Here is a 15,230-nt window from a genome sequence, read left to right as displayed (position 1 = left end):
ACACAACGTCGGAGGGCCCGCCGTCTCATGCTTGCTGTAGACCATCTCTCTCTGCCTCTCGTCGGTGGCCCATGCGGACCGCTTCACGGCCCGCGCGGCGCGGCAACACCTGCCCGGCCATCCCGTCCGTGAATCACGTCGTCATGATGACCCGCGCTGTGTGCCGCCGCGACCGTATTTCCGGCGGCCCCGTACCGCCTCCCCCGTTTTCCGTGTCGTAGCTGGTCAGGACGCTCGGCTCAGTGCGCGCCGAACAGTTCAAGCAGTTCCGTCTTGCCGAACATGCGGGCCGTGTCGACGGCCGACGGCGTCCCCTCGGAAGGGTCGGCGCCGCCCTCCAGGAGGGCCTTGATCACGTCCGTCTCGCCCTTGAAGACGGCGCCCGCGAGCGGGGTCTGGCCCCGGTCGTTGATCTGGTTCGGCGCCGCGCCGCGGGCGAGCAGCGCGCGCACCGCGTCGGCGTGGCCGTGGTAGGCGGCGAGCATCACCAGGGAGTCGCCGCGGTCGTTGGTGAGGCCGGCGGGAACGCCCGCGTCGACATACGCCACGAGCGCCTCCGTCTGTCCCTGCCGGGCCAGATCGAAGATCTTGGTCGCCAGCTCCACGACCTCGGGGTCGGGGGCTTCACTCATCGGCCGGACCGCCTCTCCTTGCGCGTTCGGGGACTGCTTGGGGACTGCTTGGGGACTGGGTGAGCGTACGGCAGGGCGCGGAACGCAGCCGTACGGGTGAATCGCCAGCGTACTGGCTCGCGCGGTACATGACCCGATGTGCCCGAGGTAAAGATCACCAACGCACCCTGCCCCGGGCAAGAGCCCTGGTCAACCGGGCATTGACCACTCCCCCGCATGGGGTGAATTCTCCGTTTTCCACCCGGTTGCACCTTTAATCGTATGGATACATGCTGTGATCCTGGAAGAACTCATGGTGACTGTCCCCCACCTTCGACACCAGGAGGCCCCAAATGATCCTCTCCCTGTCAGGCGTGCTGCTGCTCGGCACCGTCGTCTTCCTGTTCTTCCGCAAGGACGGGCTGAAGGGCTCCCACGCCACGGTGTCGGCCCTGTTCGGGTTCTACCTGTCGAGTACAGGCATCGCCCCGGGCATCAAGGCGGGCGGCGAGAGCCTGGCCAGCCTCCTCGGCGGCATCAAGTTCTGACCCCGCCCGTACCGCCCGCACGCACCCACAGGAGTCAGCAGTGGCCCGGCGTCCTCTCCCCCGCATCCTGAGCAAGGACAGCGCCCAGATCGCCCGGACGCAGATCGCCCGGAGCAGGGAACTGGCCCGGACGGCGGCCGACAGCGCCACCGACGTCCTCCACCCGCTGATCACCGTCGCGCGCGGGCTGCGCCTGCTGGCCTCGGCCGGCCGGCGCAGGTGGGCACAGACGCCCCAGGACAGACGGGGGCCGCTGCTGTTCCTCGGTGCCTCCCTCGTCCTGGTCGTGGCCCTGGTGCCGTACGGGCCGCTGCTCGCCGTCGTCACCGTGATGGCGGCAGCGGCCTGGCAGGGCCGGGACCGCTCCCCGGCCGCGTCCGACGGACCCGACGCGGCCCAGACCGAACGGCTCAAGGCGCTGTACGAGGCCCTCGTGCCGTACTTCTCCAGTCCCGAGGACCCGGCACCGCTGTACGCGCACGGCGGCGCGTGGGACAAGGTCTTCGCCGACCAGGGCTTCGACGACGCCGGGCGCGTCGGCCACCTGGTGATCCGCTATCCGGCGTACTTCCCGGACGGCCTGCCGGAGTCCCGCGCGCGGATCGAGCGGCTGCTCACCGCGAAGGCCGGGCGCAGCCGCGAGTACCACTTCGCGTGGGACGAGGAGGGCAACCAGCTCACCGTCACCGCCCTCGCCCCGCTGCCCGCCGACATCCCCGCCCAGCGCTTCGTCACCGCGCCCGGCGAGACCGTCCTCGGCTACACCGACCCGAGCGAGGTGCAGCGCACGCTCCCGCTCTCCTACGGCGAGGAGCGGGTCGACGTCCCGCCGGTCGTCTGGCGCACCGGCATCCGCTCCACCGAGCCGCACCTGCTGGCCATGGGCCACCCCGGCAGCGGCACGTCCACGCTGCTGCGCTCCATCGCCCTGCAAGCCCTGCGGCACGGCGATGTGCTGGTCGTGGACGGCGGCGGCACCGGCGAGTACGCGTGTCTGACCGGCCGGGACGGCGTCCTGGCCGTGGAGTGCTCGCTCGCCGGGGCGCTGGCCAGTCTGGAGTGGGCCGCGCGGGAGACCGAGCGACGGCTCATCGCGGTCAACCTGGCCCGGCAGGCGGGCGACCCGCCGCCCGAGGACACCCGGCGCCCGCTCTGGCTCCTGCTGGACCGGCCCGGCGTCTTCGCCCACCTCGCGGCGGCGGACGGCCGCCGGGACCCGCAGACGCTGCTCCAGGCGCCGCTGCGGCACGGCCGCGCGGCGAACGTCACGGTGGTCGTCGCCGAGCAGTTCGACGGCGCGGAGGCGCTCGGCGACGCGGTACGGCAGCACACGCGCGCGCGGGTGGTGCTGGGCCCGGCGACCGCGGCCCAGGCGGAGGCGGTGCTCGGGGTGCCGCCGCACACCACGACGCCGGGACGGGTGCCGCCCGGACGCGGGTACGCGCGGCTGGGGTCCGGACCCGTGCACCGGCTCCAGGTGCCGCGCACACCCGATCCGTACGACGACGCCACGAGCGACGCCGACCGGCAGGCGGTGCTGGAACTGCTGCCCGCGCGGGGCACGGTGGCGGGCGCGGAACCGGCGGATCTGTCGAAACGGCAGACCGGGGAACCGGAGCCGGCCGGTACGGAGCACGTCGAGGTCCGTACGGAGCCGGCCGCCGCACCGGTGGCCGCACGCGCTCTGGCGGCCGAGAGCTGACCGGCGGCCACCGCCTCCGGCAACCGGCCGGGCGCGCGACAGCCGGGGATGGTCTTCCGGGTTCCGGCGACCGGACGCCCGAGGACCGGGACGGCGCCCCGCGTTTCGGCGACCGGACTCCTGAAAGCCGGAACGGCCCCCCACGTTCCGGCGGCCGGACACCTGAAAGCCGGAACGGCCCCCCGCGCACCGGCGACCGGACGCCTGCCGGCCGGGGGCGCTCGGGGGCCGTCCGCGTGGTGTCGGGCCGGCGTTCGGGGTGCTGTCCTCTACGCCACGAACGTCCTGGGCGACTCCGCGCCGCCCACCGCCCCGGACCGCACCAGGCGGGCCGCCGCGGCGAGCCGGGCCGCCGCCTCGTCCGCCACCGCCCCGCCGACGGTGAACGGCAGCCGCACATAGCCTTCGAACGCGCCGTCGACACCGAAGCGCGGTCCGGACGGGACCCGGACGCCGACCCGCTCCCCCGCCTCCGCGAGCCGGGACCCGGACAGGCCGCCGGCGCGCACCCAGAGGGTCAGACCGCCGCGCGGGGTCTCGAACTCCCAGTCGGGCAGCTCCCGCCGTACCGCCGCCACCAGGGCGTCCCGGTTGTCCCGGGCCTGCGCGCGGCGCAGCTCGACCGCCTGTTCCCAGCCGCCCGTGCTGAACAGCCAGTTCACGGCCAGTTGCTCCAGCACCGGCGTGCCCAGGTCGGCGTAGGCCCGCGCGGCGACCAGGCTGCGGATGACGTCCGGCGCCGCGCGCACCCAGCCGATGCGCATGCCCGCCCAGAAGGCCTTGCTCGCCGAGCCGACCGTGATCACCGTGGAGCCGGCCGGGTCGAAGCCGCACACCGGCCGGGGCATGCCGCCGTCCCGGAACTCCTCCTCCAGCCACAGCTCGGTCATCGTCTCGTCGGCGACGATCACCGTGCCGGCCGAGCGGGCCGCGTCCACCAGCCGGCGCCGCTGGTCCTCGTCGGCGAGCGCGCCGCTGGGGTTGTGGAAGTCGGCGACCACGTAGGCGATGCGCGGCGCGGACTCGCGCAGGATCTGCCGCCAGCGGTCCATGTCCCAGCCGGACAGACCCTCGGCCATGGCGACCGGGACCAGCCGGGCGCCCGCCTCCCGCATCAGCTGGAGGATGTTGGCGTACGACGGCGACTCCACGGCGATCCGCTCGCCCCGGCCCCCGAAGAGGTGCAGGATCGCGTCGATGGCACCCATCGCACCGGTCGTCACCATGATCTGTTCCGGCATGGTGGGGATGCCCCGCGCGGTGTAGCGCTCGGCGATCATCGAGCGCAGGGCGGGCAGCCCGGCCGGATAGTCGCCGTGGGTGTGGGCGTACGGCGGCAGTTCCTCCAGGGCGCCCCGCACGGCCCGGGTGAGCCACGGCTCGGGCGCCGGGAGCGAGGCGCAGCCCAGGTCGATCACCGAGCCCAGGGCCTCCGGGGGCAGCGGTTCCAGGCCGCGTGCCGGGACCGGGTTGCCGGCCGGTACGGCGGTCCAGCTGCCGGCTCCGCGCCGGGACTCCAGGAAGCCCTCGCCGCGCAGCGCCTCGTAGGCCGCCGCGACGGTGGTGCGGCTGACGGAGAGGGCCAGGGCCAGTTCGCGCTCGGCGGGCAGGCGCGCGGCCACCGGGACGCGTCCCTCCAGCACGAGCAGTCGGACGCCGTCGGCGAGGGCGCGGTAGGCCGGCGGCCGGCGGGTGCCGGGCCCGGCCGGCCGGTCCTGCTGGGAGGTGAGGAGCCGGGCGAGCTGGGCGGCCCCCACCGCCGAGGTCCACTGCGCCATGAAGATCAGTCCACCTTCCCCGGATTGGCCATGGATGACGGTTCTTCCGCAGTCGCAGAGTGTCATGTGTCAGGCCACCGCCACCACCCAGGGGGTCATTCCGTGCCCACTCCCCACCGTTCCGCGCCCGACCCGTCCGCTCCCTGCCCCTCGGCCGCCACCCCCGCCAGCTCCTCCTTACCGGTCACGCCCGCGCCCGGCACCTCCATACCGGCCACGCCCGCGCCCGGCACCTCCATACCGGACGCACCCGCCGCCGGCCCGGCCCCGGGGGACACGGCCGCTCCGGGCGCCTCCGCTCCCGGCCGTCAGCTCGGTCGGCGGCTCGTCCAGCTCTACGTGGGGCTGACGCTGCACGGGGGAAGTTCCGCGCTGCTGGTGGCGGCCGGGCTCGGCCTGGAGCCGTGGGACGTGCTGCACCAGGGGCTCGCGGAACTGACCGGCCTCAGCATCGGCGTCATGCTGATCATCGTGGGCGCGGTGGCGCTGCTGCTGTGGATTCCGCTGCGGCAGCGGCCCGGACTCGGCACCGTCTCCAACGTCGTCGTGGTCGGCCTCGCCATGGACGGCACGCTCGCCCTGCTCCCGGACATCCACTCCCTCGCCGTACGCGTCCTGCTGCTCGTCAGCGGCATCGTGGTGAACGGCGCGGCGACCGGCCTGTACATCGCGGCGCGCTTCGGTGCCGGCCCGCGGGACGGACTGATGACGGGTCTGCACGAGCGCACCGGCCGGTCGATCCGGCTGATGCGGACGGCGGTCGAGGTGTCGGTGGTGGTCAGCGGGTTCCTGCTGGGCGGCACCATCGGCGTGGGCACCCTGCTGTACGCCGTGTCCATCGGCCCGATGACGCAGGTGTTCCTGCGCCTGTTCGCCGTCCCGGCGGCACCGGAGGGCGGCACGGTCGTCGCCGGCGCGACGCCCTAGCGGGCCATACTGCGTCCGTGACCCTGACAACACCGCCGCCCCGCCATCCGTACCTGGACCATCCGGGCCCGATCGCCTTCGCCCACCGGGGCGGGGCGGCCGACGGCGTGGAGAACACCGTGGCGCAGTTCCGGCGCGCGGTGGAGCTGGGCTACCGCTACATCGAGACCGATGTGCACGCCACGGCGGACGGCCGGCTGGTCGCCTTCCACGACGCGACGCTGGACCGGGTCACCGACGGCGCGGGCCGGATCGCCGACCTGCCGTGGTCCGAGGTGCGGCAGGCGCGCGTGGGCGGCCGGGAACCGGTGCCGCTGTTCGAGGAACTGCTGGAGACCTTCCCCGGGGTGCGCTGGAACGTCGACGTCAAGGCGGAGCCCGCGCTGCGGCCCCTCCTGGAACTGGTCGAGCGCGCCGGCGCCTGGGACCGGGTCTGCGCGGGCTCCTTCTCCGAGGCGCGGGTGGTGCGCGCCCAGCGGCTGGCCGGGCCCCGGCTGGCCACCTCGTTCGGCACCCGCGGGGTGCTGAACCTGCGGCTGCGCTCATGGGGGCTGCCGGCCGCGGTGCGCCGCTCGGCGGTGGCCGCGCAGGTGCCCGAGGCCCAGTCGGGCGTGCCCGTGGTCGACCGGCGTTTCCTGCGCGCCGCCCGCGCACGCGGACTCCAGGTGCATGTGTGGACCATCAACGAACCGGAGCGGATGCACCGGCTTCTGGACCTCGGGGTTGATGGCATCATGACCGATCACATCGACACGTTGCGCAAGGTCATGGAGGACCGCGGCGTCTGGGTCTGACCGCCCGGCCCGCCGGGGCCCGCGCCTTCGCGGGAGCACGGGGAAGCGAGGGCACGGGTGGGCACCGACACCGTGCGGACGGCACCGGCGGACGACAGCGCCGGCCTCGCCCGGCAGCAGCGCGGCTGGTACGTCTACGACTGGGCGTGCTCGGTATACGCGACCAGCGTCCTCACGGTCTTCCTGGGCCCGTACCTGACCTCGGTCGCCGAGCGCGCGGCGGACGGCGACGGTTATGTGCACCCACTGGGCATCCCCGTCCGCGCGGGCTCCTTCTTCGCCTACGCGGTCTCCCTGTCGGTCCTCCTCGCGGTCGTCCTGATGCCGCTGGCGGGCAGCGCGGCCGACCGCACGGGCCGCCGGAAGCCGCTGCTCGGCGCGGCGGCGTACACCGGGGCCGCGGCCACCACCGGGATGTTCTTCCTGGACGGCGACCGGTACCTGCTCGGCGGGGCGCTGCTCGTGGTGGCCAACGCGGCGCAGTCCGTCGCGATGATGCTCTACAACTCCTACCTGCCGCTGATCGCCCCGCCGGACCAGCGCGACGCGGTCTCCTCCCGGGGCTGGGCCCTCGGCTACGCGGCGGGTGCGCTGGTGCTCGTCGCCGACCTGGTGCTGTACACGGCGCACGACTCCTTCGGCCTGAGCGAGACGGCCGCGGTGCGCGTCTGCCTGGCCTCGGCCGGCCTGTGGTGGGGCGCCTTCACGCTCGTACCGCTGCGCAGGCTGCGCGACCGCCGCGCGCCCGTGCGGGACGCCACGGCCACGGGGCCGCGACAGCTCGCGGCGACGGTCCGGGACATGCGCCGCCACCCGCTGACCCTGGGGTTCCTGCTGGCGTACCTCGTCTACAACGACGGTATCCAGACGGTGATCACCCAGGCGTCGGTGTACGGCTCGCAGGAGCTGGAGCTCGCGCAGTCGACGCTGATCGTGGCCGTGCTGCTGGTGCAGGTGCTGGCCGTGGCCGGGGCGCTGGCGATGGGACGGCTGGCGCGGACGTACGGCGCGCGGCGGACGGTCCTCGGCTCCCTCGTGGCCTGGACCCTCACCCTGGCGGCGGGCTGGTTCCTGCCCGCGCGGGCGCCGGTGTGGTTCTTCGCGCTGGCCGCGGGGATCGGGCTGGTCCTCGGCGGCAGCCAGGCGCTGTCCCGGTCGCTCTTCTCCCACCTGGTGCCGCCGGGCAAGGAGGCGGAGTACTTCGCGGCCTACGAGCTGAGCGACCGCGGGATGAGCTGGCTCGGCCCGCTGCTGTTCGGCCTGACCTTCCAGCTGACCGGGAGCTACCGGTCCGCGATCATCTCGCTGGTGATCTTCTTCGTCCTGGGTTTCATCCTGCTCGCGCGGGTACCGGTCCGGCGTGCGATCGCCGCGGCGGGCAACCCGGTCCCCGAAAAGATCTAGCCATGATTTAGCACTCGGCGCGAAAGGGCGGTAGTGTACGCGTTTGGCCTGCCAGGCGTACCGTTACTGCGCGTCAAAGATGCCGAAACGCTGGGTGACATCTTCTAGCAGATGTGACAAACCGGGCGCCTGTGGGTACAACAAGGGGCGGCTACGACGGCGACGCATGACCCGGAACGCGACTCGGAACGGGAATCTTTACCGCCGACCGGACGTTGACCGGATGACGACGACAGCGACACCTGTCCTGTGGGCGACAAGCCCGGGAGGCACGATTCATGAGTGAGCGAGCTCTTCGCGGTACGCGCCTCGTGGTGACCAGCTACGAGACGGACCGCGGCATCGACCTGGCCCCGCGCCAGGCCGTGGAGTACGCATGTGAGAAGGGGCACCGCTTCGAGATGCCCTTCTCGGTCGAGGCGGAGATCCCGCCGGAGTGGGAGTGCAAGGTCTGCGGGGCCCCGGCACTCCTGGTGGACGGCGACGGCCCGGAGGAGAAGAAGGCCAAGCCCGCGCGTACCCATTGGGACATGCTGATGGAGCGGCGCACCCGCGAGGAGCTCGAAGAGGTCCTCGAGGAGCGTCTGGCGGTGCTGCGCTCGGGCGCGATGAACATCGCGGTGCACCCGAGGGACAGCCGCAAGAGCGCGTAGTCCCTGCGGGGCTCGGCCGGTTCCACAGCGCGACACAGACCGCGGGCGCCGTGCGTGAACTTCACGCACGGCGCCCGCGGTCGTTCTGCGCAAGGAGCCCGCCCGGCCCCGGCGCCACGCCACCACGCCCGCCCGGCCGTCACGCCGACCCGGCCACCAAGCCCGGCGGGTGGCCCGCCGGGCGCCGGCCGGTACAGCCGCCCCGGCCGGGCCGCCGACATGGCGGTGATACGACCGGCCGCCTCAGCCCGTCGGGCGTCGGCCGGCACGTCCGTTCGCCATCCGGGTGTCACGCCGATACGACCGCTCGCCCAGCCCGCCGGGCCGTGGGCCGGTGGTGGGTCAGTGGGTCAGTGGGTCAGTGGCGGGTGGGAGTTCCGGGGGGCGTCGTGCGGCTCGTCGGTGCGGATGACCTCGCCCTGCACCACCTTGCCGCCAGGCCGCTGGGTGCGGGCCTGCTGGAAGACGTCGCCCAGGCCGCCCGGGGCGGCCCGGCGCAGGCTCCGCTCCAGCGCGTTCTCCGCGAGGCGGCTCACCGCCTTCTGCACGGGCGGCAGCAGCAGGAGCAGGCCCGCCGCGTCCGAGACGAGGCCCGGGATCATCAGCAGCAGACCGCCGAGCATCATCAGGCCGTTGCCGCCGCCGCGCGCCGGCGAGCCGCCCTGCCGCACCGCCGCGTTCAGGCTCTCGAAGGCCCGCCGGCCCGCCCGCTTGATGACCACGGAGCCGGCCACGAGGCCCGCGACGAGCAGCAGGAAGACTCCGAGCCCGCCCGCCGCGCCCGCGACCAGCGACAGCAGCCAGACCTCCAGCACCAGCCACACGACGATGCCCAGCGGCAGATACCTGCGCAGCCGGGAGCGCCGGCGGCGGGCGGTGAGCGGAGAGGTCGGAACGCCAGTCGTCATGCTCCCAGTGTGCCTGGGCACGGCTCAGCGCGGGATAAGGGGTGGTCAGCCGGGGCGGTGACCGCTCTCCCCCGGCTGGCGGTCCTTGCCGGTGAACTTGCCCAGGCGGTCCCCGACGCCCCAGGCGGTGACCCGCCACAGCGCCTCGACCACGATGTCCCGGCTCATCTTGGAGTCACCCAGTTCGCGCTCCACGAAGGTGATCGGGACCTCCACCACGTGGTAGCCGGCCTTCACCGCGCGGCGGGCCAGGTCGACCTGGAAGCAGTAGCCCTGCGAGGCGACCTCGGTAAGGCCCAGGCCCTCCAGGGTCTCCCGGCGGAAGGCCCGGAAGCCGCCCGTCACGTCCCGGATCGGTACGTCCAGCATGAGCCGCGAGTAGGTGGAGCCGCCGCGCGAGAGGAACTCGCGGGACTTGGGCCAGTTCACCACCCGGCCGCCGGGCACCCAGCGCGAGCCGAGGACCAGGTCGGCGCCCTTGAGCGCGGTGAGCAGCCGGGGCAGCTCCTCGGGCTGGTGGGAGCCGTCGGCGTCCATCTCGATCAGCACGCCGTAGTCCCGCTCCAGACCCCAGCGGAACCCCGCGAGGTAGGCGGCTCCGAGGCCCTCCTTGCCCTTGCGGTGCAGCACGTGGACGTGGTCGTCCCCGGCCGCCAGCTCGTCGGCCAGCTTGCCGGTGCCGTCCGGGCTGTTGTCGTCCGCGATCAGCACGTGCGCCTCGGGGACGGCCTTTCGGACCCGGCCCACGATGGACTTGATGTTCTCCGCCTCGTTATAGGTCGGGATGATCACCAAGGCCGTGCCGAGCGGACCGAACTGCCTCCCCTGGGCCGTGGCCGCGAGGGTCCCGTCGCCGTCGTTCACTGCTGCCCCTTCATGTCGTACGCAAGGGACCACCATAGTGGCCGCGGCCTGGGAAGACAGGACAGCGCGTGCGTACGGTGGTGTCGAATTAACGGGAGCGGGGTAGGAGCGGGGGTCCCGCGGCGTGCTCCCGCCGCCCGCCGGACGCTTCGGACCTCTGCGGATGGGGGCCCGGCGCTCTTCGGGCCGACCTGGGACCCGCTGGCTGCGGATCGACCGAAAGCCGTTGTCTACTGAACGCCCGGGCCCCACCCGGGTCACACCCGGCCGACCGTCCGGGACGCTCCCCCGCCGGTGCGGGCGCTGAGCCTGGCTCCCAGCGACGGTGCCCCGGTGCGGCACACCGTCCCTGACCCAGCGGCGCCGCGACGAGTCGCGAACGTCCCCCGGTCGGGCGTCCGGTGGTGGACCCGGCCGAACCTACCGGGCCCCGGCCGCCGACTGTCAACAGCCCGCTGAGCTGGGCGTACGTGGTCGGTTTCGCCGGTGCCGGGGAGGATGCGCAGGTCGGGCGGCGGGGCCGCGGCGGCCGTCGCCCGCCGTGCCGCTCCGGGAGATCACTCGCCCGGCCGTACGAACACCGTCCGTCCGCCCACCACGGTCCGCAGGCAGACCGGCAGGTCACGGCCCGGGGTGAGATCGGGCAGGCCGGGGGTGCCGGAGCGCGGGTCGGTGGACCAGCGGGCCACCCGGTCGTCGGGCGCCTGTACCACGAGTGCGTCGGTCCGCCAGACGGCGTAGTCGGCGGGCGCGCCCGGCACCAGGACGCCCGCGTCGTCCCGGCCCACGGCCCGCCAGCCGCCGCGGGTGTGCGCGGTGAACGCGGCGCGCACCGAGATCCGGTGACCGGGCGTGCGGTGGAAGGCGGCGGCGCGGACCGTGCCCCACGGGTCGAGCGGGGTGACCGGGCTGTCGGAGCCGAACGCGAGCGGTACGCCGGCGCGCAGCAGCGCGGCGTACGGGTTGAGGGAGCGGGCCCGCTCGGCGCCCAGCCGCCGGGCGTACATGCCGTCCGCGCCGCCCCACAGCGCGTCGAAGGCGGGCTGGACGGAGGCGATCAGGCCCAGTTCGGCGAAGCCGGCGATGGTCTCGGGGGTGAGCATCTCGGCGTGCTCGACGCGGTGCCGGGCGGCGCGGATGCGGGCGAGGCCCGCCTTCTCGGCGGCGGTGCGCACGCCGTCGACCACGGCGGCCACGGCGGCGTCGCCGATGGCGTGGAAGCCGGCCTGGAGGCCCGCCTCCGTGCAGGCCACCACATGGGCGGCGACGGCGTCGGCGTCCAGGTAGGCGGTGCCGCTGTGGCCGGCGTCGGCGTACGGCTCGTGCAGGCAGGCGGTGTGGGAGCCGAGGGCGCCGTCGGCGAAGAGGTCGCCCGCGGCGCCGGCCGCGCCCAGCTCGCGGGCCTTGCCGGTGTCCTGCTCGGCCCAGTAGCCGACCACGCGGGGCCCGGGCAGCTCGGCGGCGAGCCGCAGCAGGGCGGTGAAGTCGTCCTCGGAGGAGACCTGCGGGCCGCCGCACTCGTGCACGGTGCCGATGCCGAGCGAGGCGGCGTGGGCGAGGGCGGTGCGCTGGGCCTCGGCGCGCTGGGCGGGCGTGACGGCGCCTAGGGCGGCCTCGCGGACGGCGTGGTGGGCGTCCCCGGTGAGCGGGGCGTCCGTGCGCGGCAGGTCACCGGGGACGAGGTCGAGCAGGGCGGTGGTGACGACCGCCGAGTGCACGTCGACGCGGGAGAGGTAGAGCGGGCGTCCGCCGGTGGCCTCGTCCAGTTCGGCGCGGGCCGGCGGGCGTCCGCCGGGCCAGCGGGCGGCGTCCCAGCCGTGGCCCAGCAGCACCCGGTCGCCGGGGCGGGCGGCGGCGAACTCGCGGACGCGCGCGAGGGCCGCCTCTAGGGACGGGGCGTCGGACAGGTCCAGACCGGTCAGGGCGAGGCCGGTGGCGGTGGTGTGCACATGGGCGTCGGTGAAGGCGGGGGTGACCAGGGCGCCGTCGAGGTCGACCACCTCGTCGACACCGTCGGCGAAGGCGTCGGCGGCGCCCTCGGAGCCGACCCAGGCGACGTGGCCCGCCTCGACGACCATGGCCGTGGCGAAGGGGTCGGCGGGGCTGTGGACCTCGCCGCGGCGGAGCAGGACGGTCTGGGCGGGCTCGGCGGTGCGGTTGCTCATGGCCGACAGTTTCTCCCGCCGTCCGGGCGGGGCCGCACCCGGGGCGCGCCGGGACGGCGCGCCGCGCGGCCGGGGCTCAGATCTTCGGCGGCCGCGCCTCGTAGGGCGTGGAGAGCGCGACCGTCGTCCGCGTCGACACCCCCGCCAGCGAGCGCACCCGGGCCAGCAGTTCCTCCAGTTCGTGCGGGGTGGCCACGCGCACCTTGAGGATGTAGTTCTCGTCGCCGGCCACGCTGTGGCAGGCCTCGATCTCGGGCACGCCGGCGAGGCGCTCCGCGATGTCGTCGGGCGCGCTGGGGTCGAACGGTTTCACCGAGATGAACGCGGTCAGCGGCAGTCCGACGGCCTCCGGGTCGACCACCGCGGTGTAGCCGCGGATGACGCCACGCTGTTCCAGGCGGCGCACCCGCTGGTGCACCGCCGACGTGGACAGGCCCGTGGCCTTGCCCAGGTCTGTGTAGCTCATCCGCCCGTCTTTGACGAGCAGCTGCACGATCTGACGGTCCAGCTCCTCCATGCCGCCAAAACCTACAGTGCGCTTGATCTCCGCGGATACCTGAGAGGCGCAGGTCATTCCCCGTACGCTGGAAAAAGCGCCGGGACGGGCATCTGCGCGCGGCATGTGACGAATGCCACACGCCGCGGGCGGGCTCCGTGATGTTCTCGTGATTACCGCCGAGACCGGGCGGGAAGTGCTTGCTGTGGTCGAGGCCGCAGTGCCGTCACGGCCCAGCCTTAGGGGGAGAATCCCATGCAGAGTACCCATCGCCCTGGTCGATCCGCGTCCGTGCGCGAGCAGCCGGGCACCGAGCCCGAGCCGGAGGGCGTCGAACCCGACGCCTACGACGACGAGCTGGACGCCTACGACACGTTCGAGATGTACCGGGTCGTCTGCCCGGACTGCGCGCAGCCGATCGCGCTGCTGGCGGACGAGGAAGTGCTGCCGGAGCACGCGCTGTGCGCCTCGCCGTGGAACCCGTTCGGGCTCACGGTGTGTGCGGGTACGGGCCGTTCGGCGGCCGACGCCCGCCCCGCGGACGAGTCCTTCGAGCCGCAGGAGCAGGACACGGCGCTGCTGCTGACGCTGCCTCAGGGTCTGGACTGGCGGACGCAGCCCTTCTCGCACGTCGGCGGCGCGGGTTCGCGCCCGATGCGGGTGTCGGCGATGCGGCGTCAGGCCGCCTGAGCCGGCCGCCCTTTCCCGCACGTCCTCCCGCACCATGGCGCGCAGTCCCTCATGGTGCGGGACCACCGGCCCGGGCCGCGCCGACGCCCGACCCGACCGGAGGGCGCCCTGTACGACCCCCGTTGCGCAGGTCCGGGCCGACCGCCGCGGCCCCACACCGGCCCGAGACGACCGGCGCGCCCTCGCCGTCCGGGCGTCAGCGCCGCGCCGTTCCGGGCCGCCCGGCTCGGCAGGCGGGCCCGGGTGGGTTGGTTCAGCGGCCCTCTGGGCCCGCCACGTGGCGGGCGATGACCATGCGTTGGATCTGGTTGGTGCCCTCGACGATCTGCAGGACCTTGGCCTCGCGCAGATAGCGCTCCGCCGGGAAGTCGGCGGTGTAGCCGTAGCCGCCCAAAATCTGCACGGCGTCGACGGTGACCTTCATGGCCGTGTCGGTGCAGTGCAGCTTGGCCATGGCGGCCTGCTTGGCGAACGGCCGGCCCGCGTCCCGCAGCCGGGCGGCGGCGAGGTACAGCGCACGGCCCGCCTCGATCTGGGTGGCCATGTCCGCGAGCATGAAGCGCAGGCCCTGGAAGTCGGCGATGGGCCGGCCGAACTGGCGGCGCTCGGTGGCGTACCGGACCGCCTCGTCCAGCGCGGCCTGGGCGAGGCCGACGGCACAGGCCGCGATGCCGAGCCGGCCGGAGTCGAGCGCCGACAGCGCGATGGAGAAGCCCTGGCCCTCCTCGCCGATGCGCCGGCCGTCCGGGATCCGGACGCCGTCGAAGTGCACCTGCGCTGTGGGCGAGCCCTTCAGGCCCATCTTCCGCTCGGGGGCCGCGCCGCTCAGGCCGGGCGCGTCGCCGGGCACGAGGAAGGCGGTGATCCCGCGCGGGCCGTCTTCGCCGGTGCGGGCCAGCACGGTGTAGAAGTCGGCGATCCCGCCGTGGGTGATCCAGGCCTTGGTCCCGTCGATCACCCAGGTGTCGCCCTCCCGGACGGCCTTGGTGCGCAGTGAGGCGGCGTCGGAGCCGGAGGACGGCTCGGACAGGCAGTACGCGCCGAGCAGGCCGCCGCCCAGCATCGCGGGCAGGTGCTCGGCCTGCTGCCGCTTGTCTCCGTAGGTGGCGAGCGCGTAGGCGGCGAGCGTGTGGACGCTGACGCCGAGGCCGACGGTGAGCCGGGCCGCGGCCAGTTCCTCCAGGACCTGGAGGTAGACCTCGTAGGGCTGGTCGCCGCCGCCGTGCTCGGCGGAGTACGGCAGGCCCAGCAGACCGGACCCGGACAGCAGGGTGAAGATCTCGCGCGGGAAGCGTCCCGCGTCCTCCTCCTCCGCGGCCTTCGGGGCGATCTCGCGCTGGGCGATCTCGCGGACGAGGGAGAGCAGTTCCCTCGCCTCTTCCGTCGGCAGTTGACGCTGCACCGGCTGCGGGTAGCGGTCGGACATGGCGTCGGGCTCCTCCCTGTTCGGACACCGGCGGAGCGGCCCGTGGTGGGGGCGTGCCCGCCTGATCGTTCCGCGGTGCCGACGGCGTCCGCTCCCGGGTCTCGGAAGCTGCTGACCAGCGGCATGCGCTGTGAGTATGCCCGATCGGCGACCTCCCGTCACCAGTTAACGACCGCTTACTTCAGGAATCCGTTCCGGTGTCCCGCGGCGGCGAAATTGGTCCGCACCATTGACCTATTGGTCTAGTCCTCCTACTGTGCAAGG

14 protein-coding genes are annotated in these 15,230 nt (G+C 74.0%); 7 read left to right on the top strand and 7 right to left on the bottom strand.

What is annotated here, in order from left to right; all coding sequences use genetic code 11:
- Window positions 1-239: 239 nt before the first annotated feature.
- Window positions 240-632, bottom strand: coding sequence for an ankyrin repeat domain-containing protein (locus ACH4OA_RS17105; RefSeq protein ID WP_397969570.1), 393 nt, complete (start codon window positions 630-632; stop codon window positions 240-242).
- A gap of 332 nt (window positions 633-964) precedes the next feature.
- On the opposite strand from ACH4OA_RS17105, the gene ACH4OA_RS17100 reads away from it, so the two are divergent.
- Together ACH4OA_RS17100 and ACH4OA_RS17095 are read left to right on the top strand one after the other, a co-directional pair.
- Window positions 965-1,159, top strand: a complete 195-nt coding sequence (locus ACH4OA_RS17100) for a hypothetical protein (protein ID WP_397969569.1) — start codon at window positions 965-967, stop codon at window positions 1,157-1,159.
- Between the two features lie 40 nt (window positions 1,160-1,199).
- The gene (locus ACH4OA_RS17095) at window positions 1,200-2,861 is read left to right on the top strand and encodes a hypothetical protein (protein ID WP_397969568.1); all 1,662 of its coding nucleotides are present in this window, start codon (window positions 1,200-1,202) and stop codon (window positions 2,859-2,861) included.
- A 269-nt stretch (window positions 2,862-3,130) separates the two neighbouring features.
- On the opposite strand, the gene ACH4OA_RS17090 is transcribed toward ACH4OA_RS17095, so the two are convergent.
- Window positions 3,131-4,639: a PLP-dependent aminotransferase family protein gene (locus ACH4OA_RS17090; RefSeq protein ID WP_397969566.1), complete on the bottom strand. Its 1,509-nt coding sequence runs from the start codon at window positions 4,637-4,639 to the stop codon at window positions 3,131-3,133.
- 339 nt (window positions 4,640-4,978) lie between these two features.
- On the opposite strand from ACH4OA_RS17090, the gene ACH4OA_RS17085 reads away from it, so the two are divergent.
- The 4 genes from ACH4OA_RS17085 to ACH4OA_RS17070 all read left to right on the top strand — a co-directional run bounded on the left by ACH4OA_RS17085 (window position 4,979) and on the right by ACH4OA_RS17070 (window position 8,417).
- Window positions 4,979-5,566 carry a YitT family protein gene (locus ACH4OA_RS17085; protein ID WP_397946630.1) on the top strand — a complete coding sequence of 196 codons (588 nt, stop codon included), beginning with the start codon at window positions 4,979-4,981 and terminating at the stop codon, window positions 5,564-5,566.
- 17 nt (window positions 5,567-5,583) lie between these two features.
- Entirely contained in the window at window positions 5,584-6,360 is a 777-nt protein-coding gene (locus tag ACH4OA_RS17080; RefSeq protein ID WP_365877755.1) for a glycerophosphodiester phosphodiesterase, read from the top strand.
- 57 nt (window positions 6,361-6,417) lie between these two features.
- Window positions 6,418-7,764, top strand: a complete 1,347-nt coding sequence (locus ACH4OA_RS17075) for an MFS transporter (RefSeq protein WP_397969564.1) — start codon at window positions 6,418-6,420, stop codon at window positions 7,762-7,764.
- 278 nt (window positions 7,765-8,042) lie between these two features.
- The gene (locus ACH4OA_RS17070; protein WP_009187548.1) at window positions 8,043-8,417 is read left to right on the top strand and encodes an RNA polymerase-binding protein RbpA; all 375 of its coding nucleotides are present in this window, start codon (window positions 8,043-8,045) and stop codon (window positions 8,415-8,417) included.
- A gap of 350 nt (window positions 8,418-8,767) precedes the next feature.
- Here ACH4OA_RS17070 and fxsA read toward each other — a convergent pair whose 3' ends face one another.
- The 4 genes from fxsA to ACH4OA_RS17050 all read right to left on the bottom strand — a co-directional run bounded on the left by fxsA (window position 8,768) and on the right by ACH4OA_RS17050 (window position 12,871).
- Window positions 8,768-9,325 carry an FxsA family membrane protein gene (gene fxsA, locus ACH4OA_RS17065; protein ID WP_397936830.1) on the bottom strand — a complete coding sequence of 186 codons (558 nt, stop codon included), beginning with the start codon at window positions 9,323-9,325 and terminating at the stop codon, window positions 8,768-8,770.
- A 45-nt stretch (window positions 9,326-9,370) separates the two neighbouring features.
- Window positions 9,371-10,189, bottom strand: coding sequence for a polyprenol monophosphomannose synthase (locus ACH4OA_RS17060; RefSeq protein ID WP_365877749.1), 819 nt, complete (start codon window positions 10,187-10,189; stop codon window positions 9,371-9,373).
- Between the two features lie 557 nt (window positions 10,190-10,746).
- Complete coding sequence (locus ACH4OA_RS17055) at window positions 10,747-12,354, bottom strand: amidohydrolase (RefSeq protein WP_397969562.1); 1,608 nt, start codon at window positions 12,352-12,354, stop codon at window positions 10,747-10,749.
- Between the two features lie 76 nt (window positions 12,355-12,430).
- Entirely contained in the window at window positions 12,431-12,871 is a 441-nt protein-coding gene (locus tag ACH4OA_RS17050; protein ID WP_365877745.1) for an Lrp/AsnC family transcriptional regulator, read from the bottom strand.
- Window positions 12,872-13,105: 234 nt separating this feature from the next.
- Here ACH4OA_RS17050 and ACH4OA_RS17045 point away from each other — a divergent pair, with 234 nt between their 5' ends.
- Entirely contained in the window at window positions 13,106-13,540 is a 435-nt protein-coding gene (locus tag ACH4OA_RS17045; RefSeq protein WP_397969561.1) for a hypothetical protein, read from the top strand.
- Window positions 13,541-13,793: 253 nt separating this feature from the next.
- Here ACH4OA_RS17045 and ACH4OA_RS17040 read toward each other — a convergent pair whose 3' ends face one another.
- Window positions 13,794-14,966 carry an acyl-CoA dehydrogenase family protein gene (locus tag ACH4OA_RS17040; RefSeq protein ID WP_397936832.1) on the bottom strand — a complete coding sequence of 391 codons (1,173 nt, stop codon included), beginning with the start codon at window positions 14,964-14,966 and terminating at the stop codon, window positions 13,794-13,796.
- Between the last annotated feature and the right edge of the window lie 264 nt (window positions 14,967-15,230).

It is taken from the genome of Streptomyces sp. NPDC017095 (assembly GCF_044332325.1).
Lineage (GTDB): Bacteria > Actinomycetota > Actinomycetes > Streptomycetales > Streptomycetaceae > Streptomyces.
This window is presented reverse-complemented; position numbering and strand designations above follow the sequence as displayed.

Coding starts and splice junctions, on each gene's coding strand:
- fxsA (WP_397936830.1), bottom strand. CDS start 9,325: ATGACGACTGGCGTTCCGACCTCTCCGCTCACCGCCCGCCGCCGGCGC.
- ACH4OA_RS17100 (WP_397969569.1), top strand. CDS start 965: ATGATCCTCTCCCTGTCAGGCGTGCTGCTGCTCGGCACCGTCGTCTTC.
- ACH4OA_RS17050 (WP_365877745.1), bottom strand. CDS start 12,871: ATGGAGGAGCTGGACCGTCAGATCGTGCAGCTGCTCGTCAAAGACGGG.
- ACH4OA_RS17070 (WP_009187548.1), top strand. CDS start 8,043: ATGAGTGAGCGAGCTCTTCGCGGTACGCGCCTCGTGGTGACCAGCTAC.
- ACH4OA_RS17045 (WP_397969561.1), top strand. CDS start 13,106: ATGCAGAGTACCCATCGCCCTGGTCGATCCGCGTCCGTGCGCGAGCAG.
- ACH4OA_RS17055 (WP_397969562.1), bottom strand. CDS start 12,354: ATGAGCAACCGCACCGCCGAGCCCGCCCAGACCGTCCTGCTCCGCCGC.
- ACH4OA_RS17040 (WP_397936832.1), bottom strand. CDS start 14,966: ATGTCCGACCGCTACCCGCAGCCGGTGCAGCGTCAACTGCCGACGGAA.
- ACH4OA_RS17090 (WP_397969566.1), bottom strand. CDS start 4,639: ATGGCGCAGTGGACCTCGGCGGTGGGGGCCGCCCAGCTCGCCCGGCTC.
- ACH4OA_RS17105 (WP_397969570.1), bottom strand. CDS start 632: ATGAGTGAAGCCCCCGACCCCGAGGTCGTGGAGCTGGCGACCAAGATC.